The 24596-nt window shown below is 60.7% G+C and carries 20 protein-coding genes; 13 read left to right on the forward strand and 7 right to left on the reverse strand.

The genetic code is table 11. The features are described from left to right. Positions 1–90 precede the first annotated feature (90 nt). The gene (gene gyrA / locus LQ220_RS05915; protein WP_230187383.1) at positions 91–2775 is read right to left on the reverse strand and encodes a DNA gyrase subunit A; all 2685 of its coding nucleotides are present in this window, start codon (positions 2773–2775) and stop codon (positions 91–93) included. A gap of 326 nt (positions 2776–3101) precedes the next feature. On the opposite strand from gyrA, the gene LQ220_RS05920 reads away from it, so the two are divergent. Together LQ220_RS05920 and LQ220_RS05925 are read left to right on the forward strand one after the other, a co-directional pair. Further along, positions 3102–4394, forward strand: a complete 1293-nt coding sequence (locus LQ220_RS05920) for a hypothetical protein (protein ID WP_230187384.1) — start codon at positions 3102–3104, stop codon at positions 4392–4394. Positions 4395–4559: 165 nt separating this feature from the next. After that, the gene (locus LQ220_RS05925; RefSeq protein WP_230187385.1) at positions 4560–5852 is read left to right on the forward strand and encodes a hypothetical protein; all 1293 of its coding nucleotides are present in this window, start codon (positions 4560–4562) and stop codon (positions 5850–5852) included. A 54-nt stretch (positions 5853–5906) separates the two neighbouring features. Here the strand turns inward: LQ220_RS05925 and LQ220_RS05930 are convergent, their stop codons facing one another. Continuing rightward, complete coding sequence (locus LQ220_RS05930; RefSeq protein WP_230187386.1) at positions 5907–7637, reverse strand: acyl-CoA dehydrogenase; 1731 nt, start codon at positions 7635–7637, stop codon at positions 5907–5909. Between the two features lie 181 nt (positions 7638–7818). Here LQ220_RS05930 and LQ220_RS05935 point away from each other — a divergent pair, with 181 nt between their 5' ends. Next, positions 7819–8295 (forward strand): MarR family winged helix-turn-helix transcriptional regulator, encoded by a 477-nt coding sequence (locus LQ220_RS05935; protein WP_230187387.1) that lies wholly within the window; start codon positions 7819–7821, stop codon positions 8293–8295. Beyond that, positions 8292–9260 (forward strand): bile acid:sodium symporter family protein, encoded by a 969-nt coding sequence (locus LQ220_RS05940; protein WP_230187388.1) that lies wholly within the window; start codon positions 8292–8294, stop codon positions 9258–9260. Before LQ220_RS05935 ends, LQ220_RS05940 begins: the two co-directional genes overlap by 4 nt. On the opposite strand, the gene LQ220_RS05945 is transcribed toward LQ220_RS05940, so the two are convergent. After that, the gene (locus LQ220_RS05945; RefSeq protein ID WP_230187389.1) at positions 9229–9798 is read right to left on the reverse strand and encodes a molybdenum cofactor guanylyltransferase; all 570 of its coding nucleotides are present in this window, start codon (positions 9796–9798) and stop codon (positions 9229–9231) included. The genes LQ220_RS05940 and LQ220_RS05945 overlap by 32 nt on opposite strands. Before the next feature lie 152 nt (positions 9799–9950). Between LQ220_RS05945 and LQ220_RS05950 the strand changes: the two genes are divergently transcribed. Further along, a complete protein-coding gene (locus LQ220_RS05950; RefSeq protein ID WP_230187390.1) occupies positions 9951–10901 on the forward strand; it encodes an LPXTG cell wall anchor domain-containing protein in 951 nt (316 codons plus the stop codon). A gap of 77 nt (positions 10902–10978) precedes the next feature. Here LQ220_RS05950 and mfd read toward each other — a convergent pair whose 3' ends face one another. Further along, entirely contained in the window at positions 10979–14440 is a 3462-nt protein-coding gene (mfd, locus tag LQ220_RS05955) for a transcription-repair coupling factor (protein ID WP_230187391.1), read from the reverse strand. 16 nt (positions 14441–14456) lie between these two features. Continuing rightward, positions 14457–14723 carry a succinate dehydrogenase assembly factor 2 gene (locus LQ220_RS05960; RefSeq protein WP_230187392.1) on the reverse strand — a complete coding sequence of 89 codons (267 nt, stop codon included), beginning with the start codon at positions 14721–14723 and terminating at the stop codon, positions 14457–14459. A gap of 101 nt (positions 14724–14824) precedes the next feature. On the opposite strand from LQ220_RS05960, the gene recG reads away from it, so the two are divergent. Then, positions 14825–16888, forward strand: coding sequence for an ATP-dependent DNA helicase RecG (gene recG, locus LQ220_RS05965; RefSeq protein WP_230187393.1), 2064 nt, complete (start codon positions 14825–14827; stop codon positions 16886–16888). Positions 16889–17196: 308 nt separating this feature from the next. Here the strand turns inward: recG and LQ220_RS05970 are convergent, their stop codons facing one another. Together LQ220_RS05970 and purF are read right to left on the reverse strand one after the other, a co-directional pair. Then, complete coding sequence (locus LQ220_RS05970) at positions 17197–17907, reverse strand: SDR family NAD(P)-dependent oxidoreductase (RefSeq protein WP_230187394.1); 711 nt, start codon at positions 17905–17907, stop codon at positions 17197–17199. Positions 17908–17974: 67 nt separating this feature from the next. Next, a complete protein-coding gene (gene purF / locus LQ220_RS05975) occupies positions 17975–19435 on the reverse strand; it encodes an amidophosphoribosyltransferase (RefSeq protein ID WP_230187395.1) in 1461 nt (486 codons plus the stop codon). A gap of 238 nt (positions 19436–19673) precedes the next feature. Here purF and ccmC point away from each other — a divergent pair, with 238 nt between their 5' ends. Genes ccmC through LQ220_RS06005 form a run of 7 tightly spaced genes read left to right on the forward strand, consistent with a single transcriptional unit; the run spans position 19674 to position 24502 of the window. Then, positions 19674–20399 (forward strand): heme ABC transporter permease CcmC, encoded by a 726-nt coding sequence (ccmC, locus tag LQ220_RS05980; protein WP_230187396.1) that lies wholly within the window; start codon positions 19674–19676, stop codon positions 20397–20399. Beyond that, positions 20396–20527 carry a hypothetical protein gene (locus LQ220_RS24870; protein WP_281822555.1) on the forward strand — a complete coding sequence of 44 codons (132 nt, stop codon included), beginning with the start codon at positions 20396–20398 and terminating at the stop codon, positions 20525–20527. Before ccmC ends, LQ220_RS24870 begins: the two co-directional genes overlap by 4 nt. Positions 20528–20543: 16 nt before the next feature. Next, positions 20544–21008 (forward strand): cytochrome c maturation protein CcmE, encoded by a 465-nt coding sequence (gene ccmE, locus LQ220_RS05985; protein WP_230187519.1) that lies wholly within the window; start codon positions 20544–20546, stop codon positions 21006–21008. Beyond that, on the forward strand, positions 21005–22942 hold the full coding sequence (locus LQ220_RS05990) for a heme lyase CcmF/NrfE family subunit (RefSeq protein WP_230187397.1): 1938 nt from the start codon (positions 21005–21007) through the stop codon (positions 22940–22942). Before ccmE ends, LQ220_RS05990 begins: the two co-directional genes overlap by 4 nt. After that, positions 22939–23469: a DsbE family thiol:disulfide interchange protein gene (locus LQ220_RS05995; RefSeq protein ID WP_230187398.1), complete on the forward strand. Its 531-nt coding sequence runs from the start codon at positions 22939–22941 to the stop codon at positions 23467–23469. Before LQ220_RS05990 ends, LQ220_RS05995 begins: the two co-directional genes overlap by 4 nt. Next, positions 23466–23879 (forward strand): cytochrome c-type biogenesis protein, encoded by a 414-nt coding sequence (locus tag LQ220_RS06000; RefSeq protein ID WP_230187399.1) that lies wholly within the window; start codon positions 23466–23468, stop codon positions 23877–23879. Before LQ220_RS05995 ends, LQ220_RS06000 begins: the two co-directional genes overlap by 4 nt. Then, on the forward strand, positions 23876–24502 hold the full coding sequence (locus tag LQ220_RS06005; RefSeq protein WP_230187400.1) for a tetratricopeptide repeat protein: 627 nt from the start codon (positions 23876–23878) through the stop codon (positions 24500–24502). The genes LQ220_RS06000 and LQ220_RS06005 overlap by 4 nt, the downstream gene beginning before the upstream one ends. The last annotated feature ends 94 nt before the right edge of the window (positions 24503–24596 follow it).

Genomic DNA, 24596 nt, shown 5'->3' on the forward strand with positions numbered 1-24596 from the left:
CTTCTGCTTAGCGCAAGCGAAGCACATGCTTCACTGTCTTTCAGTAGAACCCTTCGACAAGCTCAGGGCGAACGGATTGAGACTTCAGCGTCACTCTGACGCTTCGGTCGTCGCACCCTCCGCCTCATCCTCGTCATTATCTTCGATCCGCGCAGCGCTGACGACATGCTCGTTGTCCGCCACGTTGAACAGGCGCACGCCCGCCGAATTGCGGCCGATCACGCGCATCGTGGAAAGGCCCATGCGGATCAGCTTTGCCTGATCGGTGACCAGCATCAGATGATCGTCATGGACGACCGCAAAGCTGGCGACGACCGGTCCGTTGCGGCCGATATTGTCGATGTTGGTAATGCCCTGACCGCCGCGATTGGTGCGGCGATAGTCATAGGCCGAGGATAGCTTGCCATAGCCGTTGGCGCAGACCGTCAGGATGAATTGTTCATGTTCACGCATCATATTGAAGCGTTCCTGATCGCGCATTTCGCCTTCTTTTTCGGGCTTCCAAGGTGCGAAGCGCAGATATTCCTCACGATCTTCCTGTGTCGCGCCGGAACGGTGCAGGATCGAAAGCGAAATCACTTCGTCGCCATCCTTCAGCACCATGCCGCGCACGCCGGTCGATGTGCGGCTCTGGAACTCACGCACGTCGGTGGAAGCGAAACGAATCGCCTTGCCTTGACGCGTAGCGAGCAGCGCGTCATCGTTTTCTGCCAGCAGCGCGACGCCTATAAGCCGATCCGTGGCATCTTCGTCGAAACGCATCGCGAATTTACCGTTGCTCGGGATATTCGCGAACGCATCCATGCTGTTGCGGCGAACATTGCCGTGCGCAGTCGCGAATACGACCGACAGGTCTTTCCAGCTTTCCTCGTCTTCAGGCAGCGGCAGGACGGTGCGGATCGTTTCGCCAGTCGCCAACGGCAACAGGTTGATCATCGGTCGCCCGCGTGTTGCGGGGCCACCTTCGGGCAGACGCCACACTTTCATGCGGTACACCTTGCCATGGGTGGAGAAGAACAGCACCGGCGTGTGGGTCGAGGTGACGAACAGGTTGGTGACGGCGTCCTCATCCTTGGTCGCCATGCCAGAGCGGCCCTTGCCGCCCTTGTTCTGCGCGCGGAAGCTGTCGAGCGGGGTGCGCTTGATATAGCCCTGATGCGTGACGGTCACGACCATCTCTTCGCGTTCGATCAGGTCTTCGTCGTCGATGCCATCGGCGGCGGCAGTGATCGTCGAACGGCGCGGCGTGGCGAATTCGTCGCGCACGGCGACAAGCTCATCGCGCATGACGGCGTAGAGTTTCGCGCGGTCTTCCAGGATCGAGAGATATTCGGCGATGTTGGTCGCCAAGCCAGCCAGTTCATTGCCGATTTCATCGCGACCCAGTGCGGTCAGGCGATGGAGACGCAAGTCGAGAATAGCGCGAACCTGCAATTCCGACAGGCGATAGATGTCGCCCGAAATCTCCGTCTCGATGGCTTCGACCAGACGAATATAGGGCGCAACCTGTTCGGCGGGCCATTCGCGTGTCAGCAGCTTTTCGCGGGCTTCGGCAGGGCTGGACGATGCGCGGATCATCCGCACGACTTCGTCGAGATTGGTCACCGCAACGACGAGGCCGAGCAAAAGATGCGCGCGCTCGCGTGCCTTGTTCAGTTCGAACTTGGTGCGGCGGGTGATGACCTCCTCGCGGAACTTCACGAAGGCTTCGATGATGTCGCGCAGGTTCAGCGTTTCAGGGCGACCACCGCGAATCGCGAGCATGTTGGCGGGGAAGCTCGCCTGCGCAGGCGTGTGACGCCACAACTGATTGAGCACGACTTCCGCTGTGGCATCGCGCTTAAGCTCGATGACGATGCGTACGCCCAGACGGCTCGATTCGTCGCGAATGTCGCTGACGCCTTCGATCCGCTTGTCCTTGGCAGCTTCGGCGATCTTCTCGACCAGACCGTTCTTGCCGGTCTGATAGGGGATTTCCGTCAGAATGATCGACTGACGGTCGTTGCGGCCTTCCTCGATCACATGGCGCGAGCGCATGATGATCGATCCGCGCCCTTCATGATAGGCGCGGCGCGCACCCGACTGGCCCAGAATCAGCGCACCGGTCGGGAAGTCGGGGCCGGGAACGATCTCGATCAGCTCATCGATAGTGATGCCACCGTTATCGATATAGGCAAGGCAGGCGTTGATGACCTCGCCGAGGTTATGCGGCGGGATATTGGTGGCCATGCCGACGGCAATGCCGCCCGCGCCGTTGACCAGCAGGTTGGGGAAGCGCGCCGGCAACACCTGCGGCTCGCTTTCCGATGCGTCGTAGTTCGGCGTGAAGTCGACGGTATCCTTATCGAGATCTTCGAGCAGGCTGTTCGATACCTTGGCCAGTCGCGCTTCGGTGTAACGCATGGCTGCGGGCATGTCCGGGTCCATCGACCCGAAATTGCCCTGGCCGTCGATGAGCATGACGCGCATCGACCAGTCCTGCGCCAGACGGGCCAACGCCATGTAGATCGCGCTGTCGCCATGCGGGTGATATTTACCCATTACGTCGCCGACAATACGGCTGCACTTGCGATAGGGGCGTCCAGCGACATAGCCTGCTTCATGCGCAGCGTAGAGGATGCGGCGGTGAACAGGCTTCAGGCCGTCGCGCACGTCGGGCAGCGCACGGCTCACGATTACCGACATGGCGTAGTCGAGGTAGCTGGTCTTCATCTCGTCGACGATGCTGATCGGGCTGATGTCCGATGGGTCGGCGAGGAGGGTCTCGTCGGTCAATGCGATTCTCTTTTTTGGGTGGTGGATTACATTTCTATGTCGTTCCGACCCTAGCGTAGCGCAAACGCCCTGTCACCCCTCGCGCACGCGCGTACGCGCGCGGAATCATGCGGTGGGACCGCCATAGGCGCGATGAGTGGGTAATTTGTGCCGCCAGATCGCAGCATCACCCATGACAGAGCGCTTTCTGCGCTCTATATCGCCGTTCAACGGGTATTCACGCGCGCCTGCCTAATTCCCAAGGGAACATGGCAAGGCGCGCGGGGTTTTCCCTTTGAGGTTTAAAACCGATTCTATGCGTCGTTGTTCTTGAGGAGAGTAGTCTTATGGGTTCTGTTTCCAAATTGACCGCAGGTCTGATGCTTGGCGTGGCCGGTCTCGCGATGACCGCCGCTCCTGCGTTCGCTCAAAAGGCAAAGAAGGAAAAGGCAGCGCCCGCCCCGAAGATGAGCAAGGAGTTCGCTGCTCCCGCAGTCGCCGCGCAGGATCTGGTCAAGGCGGGCAATTTTGAAGGTGCAAAGGCGAAGATCGCTGAGGCCGAGCCATTCGCCAAAACGCCGGATGAGTTGTTCAACTTGAATGTCATTCGTCTGAACATTGGACTGGGCGCAAAGGACGCTGCCGTTCAGCGACAGGCTATCGAGGGCATGCTCGCCAGCGGCGGTGCGCCGGCAGAGGAGTTGCCGAAGTACGAGTTCTTCGCAGGCGATTTTGCGATGAAGGCCAAGGATTACGACGCTTCAATCGCCCATTTCCAGAAAGCGGTTGAACTGAACTATCCTGGCAGCAATCCGCATCTCATGCTGGCTGAGGCATATTTTCAAAAGGCTGCTTCACAAGCAACGCCCAATGGCCAGTTGCCCCCGGCAGCAAAGCCGATCGCGGCTCAGGGCTTGCCGCATCTGAAGAAGGCGATTGAAATCGAAAAGGCTGCAGGCGCTGCTGTTCCGGCAGGCTGGTACAACCGTGGGTTCACCATGGCGTACACCAGCGGTTCGCCAGACGCACCCCAATGGGCGCTGTATCAGGTGGACGGCGATCCATCGGGCAAGAACTGGCGTCAGTTGTTGCGCACCTTCCAGGATCGCAACCGCTCTATGACATCGGGTGAAAATCTCGATGTATTGCGCTTGATGTCGCAGACTAGCGCGCTGGAAAGCGAATATGACTACGCCGAATATGCCGATACGGCGTCCAAACTGGCGCTGTTCGGTGAAGTCAAATCGGTCATCGATCAGGGGCGCTCAAGCGGAAAGCTGCCTGCTGGCAAGCTGAGTGATTTCTATACGCAGGCTACCGCGAAAATCGCATCCGATAAGGCTTCGCTACCGTCTGCGGCTGCCGAAGCGGCGAAGGCTGCGAATGGCCGCACGGCGGCTTTCACCGCGGGTGCTTATCAGGGCTATGGCGATTACGCCAAGGCTGCTGAACTGTACAAGCTGGCCCTTCAGAAGGGATCGGTCGATGCCGGTGAAGTGAACACGCGTCTGGGCATAGCACTGGCGATGTCTGGTGATCTGGCTGGCGCCAAGTCCGCCTTCGAACAGGTGACGACCGGTACGCGGAAGGAAATCGCGCAATTCTGGTTGTTGTGGCTGAGCAAGAAATCGGCTGCCTGATTGCGAACGTAAAAAAAGGCGCGGCATCGGATATGATGTCGCGCCCTTTTTTTGTCTTGCGGAGGGTAAGCGACTGATCGACAACCACTTGTGCCCGCTGGGGTGAAGGACTAGCACTGCACCATTCGCGTATCGGCTTATGCTGCGCGGGGTTAAGGAGAGTATATGCGGATCGGTCGCATGGGTTACGGACGTAATATTGCAGCAATTTGTGTCGCCCTCGCTGCGGTGGCCATCTCGGCAACGCCGGCGCAAGCCGCGAAGAAGATCAAGGACAAGGAATCCGAGGTCGCCATGGCCGACGCTTTCCGGTCTACGGCAAATGCTGCCAAGTCGGCCCTTGCGTCTGGCGATATGTCCACCGCCAATTCCCAGATCGTGGGGCTGCAGCCCACCAACGCGCTCGAAAAATACGTCACGGCGTCTCTGAAGTTTCAGTATGCCGAACGTCGCAACGATCCACAGGCGATCCGCCGCGCGTTGACCGATATGCTGGAGAGCGGCGCTGCCCCCGAAGCGCAGGTTCCCTATCTGCGTTACCTGGCAGGATATTATTCCTATTATCTGGGCGAACATAACGACGCGATCGCGCAGGTCAATTATGCACGCCAGTTGGGTTATACCCCGGTCGAGACGACAATCATTCTGGCCGATGCAAATATCAAAAAGAAGAAGCAGGCCGAGGGGCTGGAATTTCTTGAACAGGCCGTCGCCCAGCAGCAGGCGAGCGGGCAGGCGGTTCCTGAAGCATGGTTCGACCGGGCGATATCTCTTTCCTATCAGAACAAGAAATGGGCGGATGTCGCGAAGTGGACCCAGCAGAAGCTGGCATTGTATCCGACGGCAGGTAACTGGCGCTCTGGCCTGATCAATTTTCAGGCGGCTCCGGGGCTTGATCCTCAGGCACAACTGGACCTTTATCGGCTGCAGTCCGCGACAGGCGCAATTGCCAGCGAACGCGACGTGCAGGCTTATGCCGCCCTCGCCGCAAAGAGCGGCTATGAAGCGGAAGCAATGTCCGTGATCGAAGCGGCGCGCTCCAATGGAAAGCTGACGGCAACCGAGGGTGTGACCTCAGCGCTACTGAAGTCGATCAGCGTCAAAGCGAAGAAGGACATTGCCGCGCTTCCCGCCCAGGTGAAGAAAGCGACTACGGCGAAGGATGGCAGTGCAGCGGCCTCGGCTGGTGATGCCTATTTCTCGCTCAGCCAGTTCCCGCTTGCCGTGGCGCAATATCAATTGGCGCTGAGCAAGGGCGGGGTCGACGCAGCACGGGTCAATAGCCGTCTGGGGGTAGCGCTTGCGCGTTCCGGCGATTTGCCGGGCGCCAAAGCTGTGCTGGCGCAAACCAGCGGCAACTGGGCGACGGTGGCAAATTTCTGGACCGTGTGGGTCAATCAGCAGGCGCAACGGACAGCTTCGCTCGGTACTCCCGTCACGACAAACCCGACACTTTAAGGCGCAATCCATGGTTCCCCGACCCGGTGTCGGGGAACCTGAGCCTCTGATCCGTCAGCCGAAATCGGCCGCGTAGAGCAAGTCGGCTCCGGCGACTGCCGCGGCTCGCAGCCCAAGCGCTTCGGGTACGACATGGCCAAGATAATAGGCGGCGGTCGTTTGTTTGGCTTTTAGAAAAGCCGGATCGCCTTCGCCCGACGCCAGCACCTCGGCAGCAATTCGTCCTTGCCGTTCCATCAGCCAGCCGCAGGTTGCCGTCGAGAGCATGGTCAGGAAAGGATAGCTGCCCGCCAGTCGGTCGTTGACCGACGCATCGGCCAGCATCCATGACGCTACGCTTTCCACCGCATCGACGAGCGATAGCAGTACGCCATCCTTTGATTCCGCCCGTATATCGGCAAGCAAGCTGCGCAGCCCGGTGCCGCCATCGCCGCTCAGCTTGCGGCCAACCAGATCGGCGGCCTGGATGCCGTTCGTGCCTTCGTATATCGGTGCGATGCGTGCATCGCGATAATATCGCGCCGCCCCGGTTTCTTCGATGAAGCCCATGCCGCCGTGCACCTGTATGCCCAGTGACGAGACTTCGCAGCCGATGTCCGTGCCATGGGCCTTGGCCAACGGCGTGACGAGATCGAGCCGGGTTTTCGCCGCGGGGTCGCCCGTGCGGGCGAGGTCGACCTGTCCGGCCGCGTAGTAGATCAAGGCTCGCGCCGCCTGAGTCTGCGCCATCATACGCAGAAGCATCCGACGCACATCGGGATGTTCGATGATCGGGACGGGCGATCCACCCGAACTACCGTCGGCACGGGGCGTCTGGATGCGGTCGCGGGCATAAGCCAGCGCCATCTGCGTCGCGGCTTCGCCGATCTGCACACCCTGGCTGCCGACATTCAGCCGCGCGTTGTTCATCATCGTAAACATGCCGCGCATTCCGCCCATTTCCGGGCCGACCAGTTCGCCTATGCAATCGTCATTGTCGCCGAAGGACAGAACGCATGTTGGCGAAGCGTGGATGCCCAGCTTATGCTCGATGGAAACGCAGCGTACGTCATTTGTGGTGCCCGGCTTCCCGTCGGCATCCAGCCTGAATTTCGGTACGAGAAAGAGCGATATGCCCTTTGTCCCTGCGGGCGCGCCGGGTGTTCGTGCGAGCACAAGGTGGACGATATTGTCGGAAAGGTCATGCTCACCGAAGGTTATATATATCTTCTGACCCTTGATCCGATAAGTGCCATCGCCGACCGGGGTTGCGCTCGTGCGCAGCGCCCCGACATCGGACCCGGCTTGCGGCTCGGTCAGGTTCATCGTGGCAGGCCATTCGCCCGTAATGATCCGTGGCAGCCATAAAGCTTGCTGTTCCGGCGTGCCATGATGGTCGAGCGCTTCGATGGCGCCCATCGACAGCATGTTTATGAGCGAGAAGCCCATGTTGGCGCTGCCCAGATCTTCCATGACCACGGTGGTCAACGCGAAGGGTAGACCCTGTCCGCCAAACGCTGTCGGACCGTCGATGGTGCCCCACCCATTGGCCACGAACGCCCGATAGGCTTCGCGAAAGCCCGCTGGCATGGTCACTACGCCATCCTGCCACTGCGCCCCTACGGTGTCGCCGATCTTCGCCAGCGGCGCATATTCGGATTCAGCGAATTGGGCGATCCCCTCTACGATGGCATCGACCATATCGGCATCGGCTGCGGCATAGCGCGGGTGTTCCGCCAGCGCTTCGAGACCGGCGATGTGCTTCAGGACGAATTTTTGCTCGGTCGTGGGGGCGATGTAGGTCAAAACGGCCACTCCTTGGTATGTATCCGGTCCCTCAAAACACAGGATCGAAGCCAAGACAACAACGGTATCGGCAATGATTTTGGCGGTGCGGTGTGCACATCAGGATGCCCTAACGTCAGGCGTGTTAAACTTTGCGTTTTTCCGCACTTGCTCCAATCGCGACTACTGTTAGGAATGCGCCATGCCTACTGCGCTGACGCTCGATAATTTCCTTCCGTACCGGTTGTCTTATACATCCAATCTGGTCAGCGATGTCGTGGCGCACAGCTATGACGCGCTGTTCGGACTCAAGATACCCGAATGGCGGATGATCGCGGTCGTCGCCGAACATGATGGTGTAACCCAGCAGCAGATCAGTGCGCGAACGCGGATGGACAAAGTGACGGTCAGTCGTGCCGCCATCGCGCTTGCCGAAAGGGGCTTGCTCGACCGCAAACCCAACCCTGCAGACAAGCGCTCGCATATGTTGGTGCTCACAGACGCTGGGCAATCGCTTTATGCGGAGGTGGCGCCACGCGCGCAGGCGCTGGAAAAGGCGTTGTTCGCAGAGTTCGACCCGGAAGACATGGCGCTGTTCGTCGCGACGCTGCGCCGGATAGATGCCGCTGCGCTGGCGATGGAAGAAACGCATGGCCGACCGACAAAGGTCGACCGTTGAAAGCACTTAAATCCCTGCTCGATCCGTTTGTCCTGCTATTGCTGGCGATGGTGGCGCTCGCCTCCGTTTTTCCGGTACAGGGAGAGGCTGCACGGATCGCCGATGGCATAGCGGACGCCGGGATTATCCTGCTGTTCTTTCTTCACGGAGCCAAGCTGTCGCGCGAAGCGATCATCGCAGGGGCCGCAAACTGGCGGCTGCAGACTGCAACGCTGGCGATTACTTTTGCGCTGTTCCCGCTGTTCGGGTTCGGCTTGTCGCAAGCGATGAACCTTACGCAACTTGGCGACCCTATGCTGGCAAGCGGCATATTGTTTATGACCTTATTGCCCTCGACCGTGCAATCGTCGATTGCATTCACGTCGATCGCTGGCGGCAATGTGGCGGGTGCAGTCTGCGCGGCATCCATTTCCAACATTGTAGGCATCATATTGACGCCCCTTCTTGTCGGCGTTCTGATGCATCTTTCTGCGGCGGGGCAGGGGGATATCTGGGCTTCGGCGCAGACCATTGCCCTCCATCTGTTGCTTCCCTTTGTCGTCGGTCATTTATCCAGACCGCTGGTGGGCGCGTTTGTGGCGCGACATAAAACGATGGTCGGGCGTGTGGATCGCGGTGCGATCCTGCTCATCGTCTACACGGCTTTCAGCGCTGCTGTGGTAGAGGGATTGTGGCAGCGTCTTTCGCTGCTCACCATATTCGCGATCATGGGCATCTGCATCCTTTTGCTCGGCGTGGTGCTGGTGCTTAGCTGGCGGGCGGGGCGGACACTGGGTCTGTCGCGCGAGGACCGGATCGTACTGTTATTCTGCGGATCGAAGAAAAGTCTGGCGTCGGGTGTGCCAATGGCGGGCGCGCTGTTTCCCGCGTCACAAGTCGGCCTGTTGATCCTGCCGCTGATGCTGTTTCATCAGATACAGTTGATAGTCTGCGCTATGATTGCCCGGCATCTCGCGAGCGAATAACGCGGTCCAGATCGTCCGGCGTATTGATGTTGGGTATGACGCTATCCAGAGCAATCCGCCGTGCACCGACGACATCGGCCCAGCGCATGACCGAACGATTGCCGCCAGCGGCCAAGTGCGCGTCTAGGCGATTTGCCAAGGCGACTGGCCAATAGCCGATGATGGGGATGTTCGCGACAATGGCCGCGCCTGGCAGGGCGCCAAGCTGTGCGACAAGGTTGGTTGGCAGCAATGGTGTGTCGCAGCCTGCCGTCACGACGGCATCGAAACCGTTATGCTGCGCGTAGTGCAAGGCAGCGTTCAATCCCCCCAGCGGACCCATATCCCGATCCGGCCGGTCGGGTAGGGCGATTCCTTGCGCCCATTCCCGTCCGCATATGACGACACATGCCGTTTGTGCTTCGAGCGCGGCAATGACATGCGACAGCAGGGTTTGCCCGTTCAGAGACGCTTCCGCCTTGTCCGATCCGAAACGCTTAGCGCGGCCACCGGCCAATATGGCGCCAAGAACGGAGGGAGGCACCCCGGGATCGGTCATAGGCAAACTCCAAGTAGGGAACACCTGTCGCACATAAACGTCAGGTGAACGACGGTGCAATGTAGACATTTCGCCCTCGCGCCGGAACGTCCTGCCGCGATTGCTGCGGTGCAGTACGACTAAATCTGACTATGCAGCGTTGGTTGGTTGCAATGATGAAACAACCTACCGTTCGCCCGGCGAGGGCCGCGATTGCCGCTGTTCTCGCATTTGCTCCAACCAGCTTGCTGGCGCAGGAATTGGCTCCCGCTGGTCCGCCGCCCGTTACAGTGACGCAGACAGCGCCGCCGCCTGTGGTCGCAGCGCCGCCAGCGGTGGCGCCGACCGCCGCTCCTGCGCCGGTTATGGCCGCACCCGCTCCGGTCGTCCAGTCAGCGCCTGCACCTGTGATTGCGGAAGCGGCGCCTGAAGCGCCACAGCCCCGCGCTGAGCGTCAAGCGCCAACACGTGCAGCGCCAGCAGCGTCGCGTGCCGTGGTAGCGCCGCAATCGGTTGCAGCGCCCTCTGCTGAAGTTACGCCGACTCAGGCAACCCCGCCTACATCTATCGTATCGGTCGAGCCTGTTCGGGACACCGCTCCCGTTGATACCGCACCAGTACTGCCAGCGTCGGCAGAGACAGGCGACGGCCTGGAATGGGGCCTTGCCGGAGGCGCGCTAGTGCTCGTGGCAGGGGTAGGCCTGATGGCGATGCGTCGCCGCCGTCGTAAGGATGGCACGGCCATGCTGAGCGATCCGGTAAGATCGACACAGCCCCTTGTTCGAGCAGATGATCAAGTGGCTTACGTGCCTGAACGACAGCCCACTTTGGCACTTACGCCAACAATGGCTTCATCCACGGTCCGTAAAAGCAATGCGACACATGGTTCGCTGGAATCGATGGCCGAGGAATCGCCCAGTCGGGAAAATCCTTTCCTGACCCGGAAGAACCGCCTGCGCCGCGCCCATTTCCTGCTTCGCCAGGAACACGCGCCCAGCACCAGCGCCGCATCGGTTGAAGCCGTCGCCGCTCAAACGCAGAATGATCGTCGTCAATCGGTGACTTATGATTTCGGCAAGGCCAGCATGTCACAGCGTCGCGGATTTCGTCCCGCAACTACCTGATTGCCGAATACCCTATATCGAGGTCTAAGTTACAAGCCGGAAGCCCTGCAGGGTTTCCGGCTTTTGGCTGGTCGTACTTATCCTGCGACCTTCGCCAGTCCCTTGGAGAGTTGCACCGCTGCGTTAAGCCGCGCCGCCGGATCAGCCCATGTGCGCGTGATGACCAGTTTGCTGTCGGGCCGCAGCTTTGCGGTCCCGTCCAGTCGCTGCACATAAGCCAGCAGCCCGGTGAGATTGGGGAAGCTGTCACCGTGGAAGCTGACCAGCGCGCCTTTGCTGCCGACATCCATTTTCGCGATGTTGGCTTTCACGCAATTCTGCTTGATCTCTATGAGCTTGAGCAGGTTTTGTGTTGGTGCGGGTAGCTTGCCGAAACGGTCGATGAGTTCGGCGGCAAACGCCTCGATGCCGTTGCGGTCTTCCAGTTCGTTGATGCGGCGATACAGCCCCATGCGCAGGTCGAGATCCGGCACATAGTCTTCCGGGATCATGATCGGCGCATCGATGGTGATCTGGGGCGAGAAGCTGTCGCGCGCCTTTTCCGCGGCGATGCCGCCTGCCTTGGCGTCAAGGATCGCTTCCTCCAGCATCGACTGATAAAGTTCGAAGCCGACTTCACGGATATGCCCGGACTGTTCGTCGCCCACAAGATTGCCTGCGCCGCGAATGTCGAGATCGTGGCTGGCCAACTGAAACCCTGCGCCGAGCGTGTCGAGATCGGACAAGACCTTGAGCCGCTTTTCGGCGGTTTCGGTAATGATCCGGTCGGCCGGCGTCGTCATATAGGCATAGGCGCGGGTCTTCGAACGCCCGACGCGGCCACGCAACTGGTAAAGCTGCGCCAGCCCGAAACGGTCGGCGCGATGGATGATGAGCGTGTTGGCGCTCGGGATATCGAGGCCGCTTTCGACGATGGTGGTCGAGAGGAGGACGTCGTAACGTTTGTCGTAGAAGGCGGACATGCGCTCTTCGACTTCGGTTGGCGCCATTTGGCCATGCGCGACTACTGCGCGGACTTCGGGCACTTCCTCGCGCAGAAATTCTTCGATTTCGGTCAGGTCGGAGATGCGCGGGACCACGAAGAAGCTCTGGCCGCCGCGATAATGCTCCCGCAGCAGCGCCTCGCGGATCACCACGCCGTCCCACGGCATGATGTAAGTGCGAACCGCAAGGCGGTCGACTGGGGGGGTCTGGATAACTGACAATTCACGCAGGCCGGACATCGCCATCTGCAGCGTGCGCGGAATGGGTGTGGCGGTCAGCGTCAGCACATGCACGTCGGCTTTGAGTTGTTTGAGGCGTTCCTTGTGGACGACGCCGAACCGTTGTTCCTCATCGACGATGACGAGGCCTAGCCGCTTGAACTCCAGCCCCTTGGTCAGCAGCGCATGGGTGCCGACGACGATATCCATTGTTCCGTCGGCCAGCGCAGCCTTGGTCGCTTTGGCCTCGGCGGCGGGGACTAGGCGGGAGAGCCGTCCGACTTTCAGGGGGAAGCCACGGAAGCGTTCCTCGAAATTGTTGTAATGTTGCCGGGCAAGCAAGGTCGTCGGACCGATGAGCGCGACCTGCATTCCTGCCATGGCGGCGACGAATGCGGCGCGCAAGGCGACTTCGGTCTTCCCGAAGCCCACGTCGCCGCAGACGAGGCGATCCATAGGCGTTCCCGCCGCCAGATCGGCGAGCACATCGGCGATGGCTTTGTCCTGATCGTCGGTTTCCTGATAGGGGAAGCGGTCAACGAATGCGGGGTAGCCCGCAGCATCGGGTTCGGCGATATCGGCGGGGCGCAGCGCCCGGGCCGCTGCGGTCTTGAGCAATTCGCCTGCGATTTCCCGGATGCGTTCGCGCATCTTGGCCTTGCGCCGCTGCCATGCTTCGCCACCGAGGCGGTCGAGCGGTACGCCGTCTGTCTCCGACCCATAGCGCGAGAGGACGTCGAGATTCTCGACGGGCACATATAGCTTGTCGCCGCCTGCATAGCCCAAAGCTACGCAATCATGCGGGGCATTGCCGACCGGGATCGAGGTGAGGCCGTCATAGCGCCCAATGCCGTGATCGGCATGAACCACCAGATCGCCGGGTGTCAGCGTTGCCAGTTCGGAGAGGAAGGCGTCGGCGCTCTTCTTGCGCTTGGCCCGCCGTACGAGACGGTCGCCGAGCATGTCCTGTTCGGTCAGTACCGCGACATCGGGTGCCGCAAAGCCGTGGTCGAGCGGCAGGACTGTCAGGGCCACCGCGCCGGTTGCGGCCAGTCCCAGCGCTTCCTGCCAGCCATCGGCCATCGCGATGCGCTTGACGCCATGATCGGCCAGCAGGCCCGACAGCCGCTCGCGCGCGCCGACCGAATAGCTGGCGATCACGACCTTGCGGTTCTTGCCCAGTTTGGCGACGTGCTTGCCGACCGCTTCGTAGACATTCGCGTTCTGCGCGCGTTCGGGTGCGAAATCGCGGGGGCCATCGACGCCGAAGTCTACGACGTTAGCGCTTTCCGGCTCGTGGAAGGGGCTGGTGATATGGATCGCACGATCGGCAATGGCCTGCGTCCACTCGTCGGCTTTGAGGTAAAGCTGTGCCGGGTCGAGGGGGCGATAAGAACCGGGATCACTCGATCGCGCTTCGATGCGATTGGCGTGGTAATCGCGGATCGCCTCCAGCCGCGATTCGGCGGCGGCGGTGACGCCGTGATCCTGTATGAAGACCGCGTCCTCGCCCAAATGCTCGAACATCGGCACCAGCCGTTCCTCGAACAGCGGCAGCCAATGTTCCATGCCCGCCAGACGCCGCCCGTCGCTCACCGCCTGATAGAGCGGATCGCCGGTTGCAGTCGCGCCGAAGGTTTCGCGATAGCGACCGCGAAAGCGCTTTATCGTGTCTTCGTCCAGCAAGGTTTCGGAGGCGGGGAGGAGGGTGAAGCCCTCCACCGGCCCGGTCGTCCGCTGATCGCCCGGATCGAACCGGCGGAGCGTTTCTATCTCATCGCCGAAGAAGTCGAGCCGCAGGGGCTGGGCTTCGCCGCCGGGATACAGATCGACGATGCCGCCCCGGATCGCAAATTCGCCTGCGTCATGCACGGTGTCGGTGCGGACATAGCCGTTGGATTGGAGCAGTTCGGCGAGCTTCGATATCGCGATCCGCTCGCCCGGTGCGAGCCGCGCGACCAACTGACGCACGCGGAACGGCGTCAACGTGCGTTGGGTGACGGCATTGATTGTCGTGAGGACAAGCTGCGCGGCCTTTGGCTTGGCTTGCAGGGCGTGTAGCCCCGCGAGCCGTTCCGATGCCGTCCGCAGCGACGGCGATGCGCGGTCATAGGGCAGGCAATCCCACGCCGGGATGCGGATGATCTCCAGCTCCGGCGCGAAATAATGCGCGGTGTCGGCCACCGCCTGCATCAGTTGTTCGTCCGGCGCGATGAAGACGGCGCGGGTCGATGCGGCGCGGGCCATGTCGGCCAGCAGCCATGGCTGGAACCCTGCCGGAACGCCCGAAAGCGTCAACGGCGATTTGGCACGGAGGATTTTCTGTAGGTCGGTCACAATGTGGGGAAAGGTCTCACTTGGCGATGGGTACGAAATCAAGCTTGCGCATCGCATCCATCATCGGGCTTTGATACTGCGGCGGGATTGGCTGGGTGCCGAGCGCCCATGCCATGATATCGACATCCTGCTCCTCCAGCAGCGCTTCGAACCAGACGAGCTGATCCTCGCTCCAGGTAGCGCCATAGGTGTCGAAGAAACCGCCGATCATCAAATCGGCTTCCTTGGTGCCGCGATGCGATGCACGGAAACTCAGACGGCGCAGGCGAGGGTCTTCATGCATGGCGATACTATTTCCGATAAAACGGCGGTGGCACAAATGCGAATAGCGGACGGGGTGTTTGCATCAACCCCCTCCGCTGCGATAGTGGACCGCAGATAGTCATGCGACCCGATATTCTCAATCCGCTGTTTGCCGAAATATCGGCATTGAAAGGCATTGGCGCTGCGCTCGCCCGTCCGCTCGAACGGCTGGGGCTGGCGCGTGCGGTCGATGTCGCGTTTCATCTGCCGGTGGCTTGGGTCGATCGGCTTATCGTCGATGAGCTGGATATGAGCCAATCCGGGCGGATCGTGGGGACGGTGCTGACCCCGGTGGACTACAAGGCCGGGGGCGGGATGCGCGCGCCGTTCCGGGTGCATGCGACGGATAGTCGCGGGAACTACGTGTCGCTGATTTACTTCGGCAGGAATAGCGGCTGGCCGCGCAAGATGCTGCCGCTGGGTGAGCCGAAATTCGTGTCTGGCAGACTGGAGTTGTACGGGCAGGAATTGCAGATGGTCCATCCAGACCATGTGCTGCCGCTGGAGGAAGCCGGGACGCTGCCGGAACGCGAGCCGGTCTATCGCTTGTCCGAAGGGCTGTCGAACAACCGGATGCGCGATTTCGTTGGGCAAGCGCTGGATCGCGCGCCGGACCTTTCGGAATGGATCGAGCCGAGCCTGCTGGCGCAGCGGGCGTGGCCGGGCTGGCGCGTAGCGTTGAGCGATGTGCATCGCGCGCCTGATGCGGCAAAGGCGCGGGAGCGGCTGGCCTATGATGAGATATTCGCGGGGCAACTGGCGCTGATGCTGGTGCGCGCGTCGTCTCGCAGGCGGCGGGGCGTGCCGATCCATGGTGACGGACATTTGCGCGATGCGTTGAAGCTGCCCTTTGCGCCGACAGGTGCGCAACGGCGGAGCATCGGCGAGATCGAAGGGGATATGGCGCAGGCGACGCCGATGCTCCGGCTGCTGCAGGGGGATGTGGGGTCGGGCAAGACGCTGGTGGCGCTGATGGCGTTGCTCAATGCGGTCGAGGCGGGGAAGCAGGGGGCGATGCTCGCGCCCACCGAGATATTAGCGCGGCAGCATTTCGCGACATTGCAGAAGATGCTCGTCGGCTTGCCGGTGACGATTGCGATCCTGACCGGGCGCGAAAAGGGCCGCGCGCGAGAATCGACGCTGATGGGATTGGCGGATGGGAGCATCGACATATTGGTCGGCACCCATGCCATTTTTCAGGAGGCGGTGCAGTATAAGGCGCTGGCACTGGCGGTGATCGACGAGCAGCATCGTTTCGGTGTTGCGCAGCGCATGATGCTGGCGGCGAAAGCCGAGCGTACACCGCATTTGCTGGTGATGACGGCGACGCCGATCCCGCGCACGCTGACGCTCACCTATTACGGCGAGATGGACGTTTCGCGGCTGGATGAGATGCCGCCGGGTCGCCAGCCTATCGAAACGCGCGTGCTGTCGGCCGAGCGGGTGGACGAAGTGATCGAGGCGTTGGGGCGTCATATTGCGGCTGGGGGACAGGCCTATTGGGTCTGTCCACTGGTCGAGGAAAGCGAACTCAGCGATCAGACGGCAGCGGAAGTGCGGGCCGAGACGCTTCGGATGCGTTTTGGCGATGCGGTCGCATTGGTCCACGGTCGTATGAAGGGGCCGGAAAAAGACGCGGTGATGGACGGCTTTTCTCGCAACCTTACCAAAGTGCTGGTTGCGACGACGGTGATCGAAGTTGGCGTCGACGTGCCAAATGCGACGCTGATGATCATCGAAGGCGCGGACCGCTTCGGTCTGGCCCAGTTGCATCAGTTGCGCGGGCGCGTGGGGCGGGGGGACAAGGCATCGATATGTCTTCTGCTGCGCGGCAATGCCTTGTCCGAGACATCGCGGGCTCGGCTGGCACTGATGCGGGAAACGAATGACGGCTTTCGGATTGCCGAAGAAGACTTGCGGTTACGCGGGGCAGGGGAGTTGCTGGGCACTCGGCAGTCTGGCGAAGCGCAATTGCGATTGGCGACGCCCGAGCATCTGGCCGACCTGATAGACTCGGCGCGGGATGATGCCCGCCTGCTGATCGAGAGGGATGGCGGTCTGGATTCTGCCCGCGGGCAAGCGGCGCGCGCGTGCCTTTATCTGTTCGAGCGGGATGCTGCGGTGGGATTGCTGCGCAGCGGATGACAGCGGACTGCGGACCTCTCGCGAAGACGGCCGCATATTCCACCTTCGCATTTTTTTAAGATAATTCTCGTATCTCGAAATAATTGTGCTGAATCCGCCGGTATTTGGCGAGGAGTTGAATGATAGCCGACTAACGAGAGAGGACGAACCGTGGATCGAGAGACAAATACAGAGCGGCGCGTGGAAGATCGCCGAATAGCGGATCGCAGGCAGGGCGCGGATCCCCGCTATGCTGGACCGGAGCGTCGTCAAGACGAACGCCGCAGCGGCGACCGCCGTCAGACCGACTAGATCAAGCCAGCTTCAGCTTATCCCACCCGAATACGATGCCCGGTCGGGGCGTCTTCCTGTACGAGCGCCAATATGGCGTCGGCCACGGTTTCCGGGCCTTTAAGCGTCGCGGGGTCTTCCCCGGGATAGGCGCGCGCGCGCATGGCAGTGCGGGTCGCGCCAGGATCGACGATATGCGTCCGAATATTGGAAATGTTCTTCACTTCCTCACCATAAGCCGTCACGAGAACCTCGACCGCCGCCTTCGAAGCCCCATAAGCGCCCCAATAAGGGCGGGCGACCGTTCCCACGGAACTGGTGATTGCCAAAACGCGCGCGTCGCCACTGGCCCGAAGCATTGCGTCGAATGCCGCGATCAGCGCCTGTTGTGCGCCGACGTTCAGAGTCAGCAGTTTGGCAAATTCCTTGGGATCGATTGACTGAACGGCAGCCAGACTGCCCAAAGTCGCGGCGTTGAGAACGAGATAGTCCAGCGCCTTCCATCGGCCGGCAATCGCTGATGCAAGGCGTCCGATGCTATCGCCATCGGTCAGGTCGAGCGGGGCGATAGTCGCGCTTCCGCCCGCCTGATGAATACGATCCTCGACCTCTTCCAATCCGCCAGTGGTGCGCGCCGTAAGCACGACATGCGCCCCCGCTTTACCCAAAGCTTCGGCAGTGGCGGCGCCAATGCCGCGGCTTGCTCCGGTGACGAGCGCGAGCTTGCCGGCGAGGGGGAGAGAAGTCATTTCCATGTCCGTTTGCAAAGCTCTTGCCTAAGTGCCCATCTGAAAGGCGGGCAGTATTAAAAAAGGGTCAAACCACCCGTTCTGCCAAAAGCTCGAACTGATCGCGGACAACCGCTTCATCTTGATCGGTGAGTTTCGTAGGATAATCCCCGGTGAAACATGCGTCGCAATATTGCGGGCGAATATCAGCGCGCTTGGCTTCGCCCAGCGCCTTGTACAGACCGTCTATCGACAGGAACGAAAGGCTGTCGGCGTGGATGAAATCCTGCATCCCCGGCACGTCCAGCTTGTGGGCGAGCAGCTTGGTACGTTCCGGCGTGTCGACACCATAATAGCAGCTATGCTTGGTTGGAGGGCTGGCGATCCGCATATGCACTTCGGCGGCACCGGCTTCGCGCATCATCTGGACAATCTTGAGCGACGTCGTGCCGCGTACGATGGAATCGTCGATCAGTACGATCCGCTTGCCTGCGATCAACGCGCGATTGGCGTTATGCTTCAGCTTCACACCCAGATGGCGAACCTTGTCGCTAGGCTGGATGAACGTCCGCCCGACATAGTGCGACCGGATGATTCCCAGTTCGAACGGTATGCCCGATTGCTGCGCGTATCCGATGGCCGCAGGCACACCGCTGTCGGGAACAGGAATGACATAGTCGGCATCGACCGGGTTCTCGACAGCAAGCTGCGCGCCGATGGCCTTGCGTACCGAATAGACGCTGTTGCCGTCCACAATGGAGTCGGGACGGGAGAAATAGACATGCTCGAAGATGCAGGGGCGGGGAGATACTTCACCGAAGGGGCGATGGCTGCGTACTTCACCCGTGCCGGTTACGATCACCAGCTCACCCGGATCGATGGAGCGGACATAGTCTGCGCCCACGACATCTAGCGCGACGGTTTCCGATGCGAAGATAGGCGACTCGCCCATCATGCCCATGACAAGAGGGCGAATGCCCAGTGGATCGCGACACGCAATCATGCCTTCCGGCGTCATGCAAATCAGGGAGTAGGCGCCTTCGACTTGCTTCAACGCATCGATGAACTTGTCGAGCAGCGTCCGGTAGGTCGATGTCGCGACCAGATGAATGATCACTTCGGTGTCGGATGTCGACTGGAAGATCGACCCGCGCCGCACCAGTTCGCGGCGCAGCTTGCCCGCGTTCGAGATATTGCCGTTATGCGCAATGGCGAACCCACCCGACGCCAGTTCGGCATAGAGCGGCTGAACATTGCGGAGCGAGGTTTCTCCGGTAGTCGAATATCGCACATGACCGCAGGCTGCATCGCCGGGCAATGCACGAATCACCTCATCGCGGTCAAAATTCCCGGCCACATGCCCCATGGCCCGATGGGTATGGAAATCATGTCCGTCCCAGCTAGTGATTCCGGCTGCTTCCTGCCCCCGATGCTGGAGCGCATGGAGGCCAAGGGCAACGATGGCCGAAGCTGTGTCTGCGCCCGAAATGCCGAAAATACCGCATTCCTCCCGCAACTTGTCGTCATCGAAAGGGTTCGTTGTAAGCATGTGCTATTGGGTCCGCTGCCAATGCTGTGGACACCCCCGCGGGGCATCTGCTGGGGCGGCATATAGGGTGTCGAGTCCGGTTTGTCGCCTCCCTGTAACAAAAATCGTCATCCAACCCGCCAGAAAGTGGCTGTGCGGTGTCTTGTTAACCTGACAGGGAAACTGTCTATCAAATTTGCTTTCTCGTTCTCTAAGCCCACTGGCCTTGATCTGCAGGCGCGGCTAAAGACATCGCAACATGCACGCATTCGCGAATCCTACCCGCTTCCTTTCCATCGCTCGGCCGTTGACGCCTTGGCTCTTTTGGATCGGGTTGGCTCTGTTGATCGCAGGCTGCGTATTCGGATTGATTCTGACACCCGCCGATTATCTTCAGGGTGAGACCGTTCGCATTCTTTACATCCATGTCCCGGCGGCGTGGCTCGGCATGGCGGGGTGGAGCGGGATTGCGATTGCAGCGATCATGCAACTTGTTTGGCGGCATCCACTGGCTGCGATCGCCGGTCGCGCCGTCGCTGCGCCCGGCGCGTTATTTACAGCAATTTGCCTGATTACGGGATCCATATGGGGTCGACCGACATGGGGCACCTGGTGGGAATGGGATGGCCGCATGACATCGATGCTTGTGCTGTTCTTCCTGTACCTGGGCTATATCGCGCTCGCCAACGCAAGCGCGGGCAATAATGGCGCCGGTGGCGTCAGCCGGGTTGCGGCAATTTTCGGATTGGTCGGCGCGGTCAATATCCCGATCATCAACCGATCCGTAGTGTGGTGGAACAGCCTGCACCAAGGGCCGAGCATCACCCTGCGTGGATCCACCATCGATGGCTCCATTCTCTGGCCACTGGCGTTTACGCTCATCGGCTTTTCGCTCTGGTTCGCCGCGATCGTGCTTATGCGCATGCGCGCCATTCTGGCCGAAACAAAGGTCGAAGCCCGTATGCAAAGGCTGGCGCGCGGATGAATCCCTGGCCCTTCGTGATCGGTGCTTATGTATTGACGGCTGTCGGAACGCTTGGGTTGTCCATAGCAAGCTGGCGTGCGATGACCGCCGCCGAACGGCGTGCCGACACGTTGAAACGGGATCGCTGAAACAATGGCCGTAGTCATGAAAGCCAAGCATCAACGGCTTGTCCTTGCGCTGGTTGCCCTCGCGGCGTTGATCGGCGCGGGCTTGCTGGCTGCATCGGCTTTGCGCGACGAGGCAGCCTATTTCTACACGCCGCAGGATGCCAAGACGAAGCATATCGAGCCGGGGAAGGCCATCCGGCTAGGCGGGATGGTCGTGAAGGGCAGCCTCAAGCGTGCCCCCGATGGCGTGACGATCAATTTCGATGTTACGGACAACAAGGCTGTTGTCCCTGCGACATTCAACGGTATCGCGCCGGATCTGTTCAAGGAAGGTACCGGCGTGGTGGCTGAAGGGTCTTTCAACCCACAAGGTACGTTTGTGGCAACCAACCTGCTTGCCAAGCATGACGAGCGGTACATGCCTCCGGAACTCAAAGGCATGAAATATGATGAAAAGTCACGTAAGTTGACCGCCAATTCTTCGCCCGTTGCACAGCCATGATCGCAGAGGCAGGACTTGCGGCTCTGTGGCTGGCTGCTGCGCTGGCCTTTTTGCAACTGGGGCTGGTATGGTTCGGTCTGACCACGGACAAGCCTGAGCTGCTTGCCAGCGTGCGCCCGGTTGCCGTGGCGCAGGGGGTGCTTACGGCCCTGTCGTTTGCTCTTCTGGTTACCTTGTTTCTGCGATCCGATATGTCGGTCGCGCTGGTGGCGACGAATAGCCACTCGGCCAAGCCCTGGCTGTACAAGTTCGCCGGAACATGGGGCAATCATGAAGGCTCCATGCTGTTGTGGGTCATGGTAATGGGCATAGCCGGCATGGCCGTGGCGCTGTTCGAGCGCGCCTTGCGTCGGGATACGCATATGGCCACGCTGGGGGCGCAGGCGATGATCAGCCTCGGCTTTTATGCGTTTCTGCTGTTCTCTTCCAATCCGTTTGCCCGCGTCAATCCTGCGCCGCCGGATGGGCAGGGGCTTAATCCGCTGCTGCAAGACCCCGGCTTGGCGTTCCATCCGCCGACGCTGTATCTCGGTTATGTGGGTCTCTCGGTGGCATTCTCCTTTGCTGTCGGGGCGTTGTTGACGCGCAATGTCGATGCAGTGTTTGCGCGCGCCATGCGACCGTGGATATTGGCGGCGTGGATATTACTGACGCTGGGCATTACGGCGGGGAGTTACTGGGCCTATTATGAACTCGGCTGGGGCGGCTGGTGGTTCTGGGATCCGGTCGAAAATGCCTCGCTGATGCCTTGGCTGGCCGCAACGGCTTTGCTGCATAGCGTTACAGTGCTGGCGACGCGCGATGCGCTGCGGGCATGGACCATCATGCTGGCGGTGGTGGCCTTCTCGATGTCTATGGTCGGCACCTTCCTGGTTCGGTCCGGCATCCTGACGAGCGTGCATGCCTTCGCGGTCGATCCTGAGCGTGGGACATTCATCCTCGGGCTGTTGGCTTTGTATATCGGTGGTGCGCTTGCGCTATTCGGGTGGCGGATTGGCACCGTGCGCGAAGGGGCGCAGTTCGAACTGGTGAGTCGTGAGACGATGCTGGTGGTCAACAACCTGCTACTTTCCGTTATTCTGGGCCTAGTGCTGATCGGTACGCTATATCCGCTGATGACCGAGGCTTTCGGGCATAAGGTATCGGTCGGACCGCCCTATTTCGATCGGATTGCCGGACCCGTTGCGCTGGCACTGGTGATTGCAATGGCGGCAGGGCCGCTGACTCGCTGGCGGAAAGATCAGGCGCGGGCTGTTGCGGGAAGACTGCTGGTGCCAGCCATCGTTTTACTGCTGGCTTTTGCAGTGGTTTCGGTGCTGGCATGGGGCCGTATCGGTGTTTTGCCGTTCTTGGGGCTGGTAATAGCGGCCGGCGTTGCTGTTGGTAGTGTTGCCCCGCTGTGGAAACGCAATCTGCGCCGTACGCCATTGTTCACCTACGGCATGGTGATCGCGCATCTTGGTTGTGCCGTCAGTCTGGCGGGCATGGCGGCGGACTCTGCTTTCACGGTGGAGAAACTGGTCGCTGCGCGTCCAGGGGGTGTCATCGAAACGGCCGGATGGAAGGTGCGCTTCGATGCCATCACGCCCATTGCCGGGGACAATTGGACGGCGTTGCAGGGTGACATGACCGCGTCTCGTGGCAGTGGGAGCCCAATCGATATCCATCCGCAAGCACGGTTCTTTACCGCCCCGCCGACCAATACGACTGAAGCGGCCCTGCTGACACGCTGGGATGGCCAGCTCTATGTTGTTCTGGGTCAAGAGGCCGATGATGGCCGGTGGCAAGTAAGGATCTGGTGGAAGCCGTTCGTAACGCTCATCTGGTTGGGTGGGATGATGATCGCTCTGGGCGGCACGTTATCGTTGCTTGGTCGCGAGCGGCGGGGTTGGCTGCAAAAGCTGCGGCGTCGTTCTGCGGTGGCGGCCGCATGAGCCGTTGGGCGATCTGGTTGCCGCTGGGGTTGTTTCTGGCCTTTTTCGCTTTGTTCGCGAGCGGGCTGTTGAAGCCTGACGATAGGGTAATCGCGTCGAAAATGGTCGGAAAGCCGATCCCTGCGTTCACCTTGCCTGCTGCCGCGAGCGACAGGCCCGCTTTATCCAGCGCCGATTTGGCAACGGGCAAGCCGCGCCTTCTCAACATCTTTGCCAGTTGGTGCGTGCCATGCGCTGCCGAAGCGCCGCAGTTGATGGCGCTCAAGCAGGCGGGCGCGGAAATCGATGCCGTTGCCATTCGCGATGCGCGTGCCGATGTCGATCAGTTCCTCGGGCGATGGGGCAATCCTTATGCCCGTATCGGGCTGGATGCGCGCAGCAGCTTGCAGATTGCGATGGGGTCGTCGGGCGTTCCGGAGACCTTCGTGATCGACGGCAAAGGGACAATCGTGCACCAGCACATCGGCGATATCCGTGCCGAAGACGTGCCTACGATCCTGGAAAAGCTGAAGGAAGCAGGCCGATGAGAACCCTCATCGCGCTGATCCTGATGCTGTTTGCAGCGCCAGTACTGGCGCAGTCTGCACTGCCGCCTGCGCCCTATGCCGACCGACAACTCGACGATCCGCGGTTGGAAGCAAAGGCGCGTGACTTGATGATGACCATTCGGTGCCTGACCTGCCAAAGCCAGTCTATTGCAGACAGCAACGCCAGCATGGCGGGGGATATGCGGTCCCAGATTCGGGAAAGGATTGCCGCCGGGGAAGATCCCGAAGCCATCCGATCCTGGCTGATAGAGCGCTATGGAGATTGGGTGAGCTACGAACCGACCGCGTCGCCTATCCTTTGGCCTCTGTGGGCTGCGCCGGTGATACTACTCGCGCTAGGATTTTGGTTGATGCGGGGGCGCATCCGACGGCGGAAGGCATCGTCATGACGGGATGGATAATCGCGGGGCTGCTTGCGATCCTGACTATGGGGGCGCTGCTCTGGCTGGGGCGTGCACCTCGACCGACATGGGAGCTGCTGGGGGCGGCGGTCCTGTTCGGCATTGCTGGCTATGCGTGGCAGGGTTCCCCCGGATTGGCTGGGTCCCCTCGCTTCGTAAAGGACAAGCCTGCCGAGTTCGATGAAGAGATCGCTTCACAACGTCGGGCATTGGGCGAGCGATTCGGGAAGGCCGGGCAGTGGTTGGTGTTGTCCGACGGATTGGGGCGGCAAGGCAAGACACAGGAAGCCGCCAATGTGCTGGTTGCGGCTGTTCGACAAGATCCAAAGGATCCCAATCTTTGGCTCGGACTTGGTAACGCATTGGTAGCGCACGGCGAGGGTTTGCTTTCGCCATCGGCAGAATTCGCTTTCCGAAAGGCCATGGCCATCGATCCGGCAGGTTTTGCGGCACCCTATTTCTACGGACTGGCCCTCGCACAATCGGGCCAACTGGATGGGGCGCGCAAGATCTGGGCACCTTTGGCGGCGCGGTTGCCGGAAGGCAGCAAATTGCGCACGGAGTTGGAGCAGAATCTCTCGATGATCGATCAGCGTCTTGGTGGATCGTAACGTCTGCGCACTATATTCGTTATATTGCGCTGCATGACAGTGCGTGATAGGCGCACCTCCAACAGTCCGGGATCATTCCGTTGGCGCTGTTTCC

The organism is Sphingobium sp. CECT 9361, assembly GCF_918741285.1.
Taxonomy (GTDB): Bacteria; Pseudomonadota; Alphaproteobacteria; order Sphingomonadales; family Sphingomonadaceae; genus Sphingobium.

What these genes read in the sequence shown, in the direction of transcription:
- ccmC (WP_230187396.1), top strand. Translation starts at nt 19,674, where the DNA reads ATGCACGCATTCGCGAATCCTACCCGCTTCCTTTCCATCGCTCGGCCG.
- LQ220_RS05990 (WP_230187397.1), top strand. Translation starts at nt 21,005, where the DNA reads ATGATCGCAGAGGCAGGACTTGCGGCTCTGTGGCTGGCTGCTGCGCTG.
- LQ220_RS24870 (WP_281822555.1), top strand. Translation starts at nt 20,396, where the DNA reads ATGAATCCCTGGCCCTTCGTGATCGGTGCTTATGTATTGACGGCTGTC.
- LQ220_RS05920 (WP_230187384.1), top strand. Translation starts at nt 3,102, where the DNA reads ATGGGTTCTGTTTCCAAATTGACCGCAGGTCTGATGCTTGGCGTGGCC.
- LQ220_RS05960 (WP_230187392.1), bottom strand. Translation starts at nt 14,723, where the DNA reads ATGCATGAAGACCCTCGCCTGCGCCGTCTGAGTTTCCGTGCATCGCAT.
- LQ220_RS06000 (WP_230187399.1), top strand. Translation starts at nt 23,466, where the DNA reads ATGAGAACCCTCATCGCGCTGATCCTGATGCTGTTTGCAGCGCCAGTA.
- LQ220_RS05925 (WP_230187385.1), top strand. Translation starts at nt 4,560, where the DNA reads ATGCGGATCGGTCGCATGGGTTACGGACGTAATATTGCAGCAATTTGT.
- LQ220_RS05935 (WP_230187387.1), top strand. Translation starts at nt 7,819, where the DNA reads ATGCCTACTGCGCTGACGCTCGATAATTTCCTTCCGTACCGGTTGTCT.
- purF (WP_230187395.1), bottom strand. Translation starts at nt 19,435, where the DNA reads ATGCTTACAACGAACCCTTTCGATGACGACAAGTTGCGGGAGGAATGC.
- LQ220_RS05950 (WP_230187390.1), top strand. Translation starts at nt 9,951, where the DNA reads ATGATGAAACAACCTACCGTTCGCCCGGCGAGGGCCGCGATTGCCGCT.
- LQ220_RS05995 (WP_230187398.1), top strand. Translation starts at nt 22,939, where the DNA reads ATGAGCCGTTGGGCGATCTGGTTGCCGCTGGGGTTGTTTCTGGCCTTT.
- LQ220_RS05970 (WP_230187394.1), bottom strand. Translation starts at nt 17,907, where the DNA reads ATGACTTCTCTCCCCCTCGCCGGCAAGCTCGCGCTCGTCACCGGAGCA.
- LQ220_RS05945 (WP_230187389.1), bottom strand. Translation starts at nt 9,798, where the DNA reads ATGACCGATCCCGGGGTGCCTCCCTCCGTTCTTGGCGCCATATTGGCC.
- LQ220_RS06005 (WP_230187400.1), top strand. Translation starts at nt 23,876, where the DNA reads ATGACGGGATGGATAATCGCGGGGCTGCTTGCGATCCTGACTATGGGG.
- ccmE (WP_230187519.1), top strand. Translation starts at nt 20,544, where the DNA reads ATGAAAGCCAAGCATCAACGGCTTGTCCTTGCGCTGGTTGCCCTCGCG.
- recG (WP_230187393.1), top strand. Translation starts at nt 14,825, where the DNA reads ATGCGACCCGATATTCTCAATCCGCTGTTTGCCGAAATATCGGCATTG.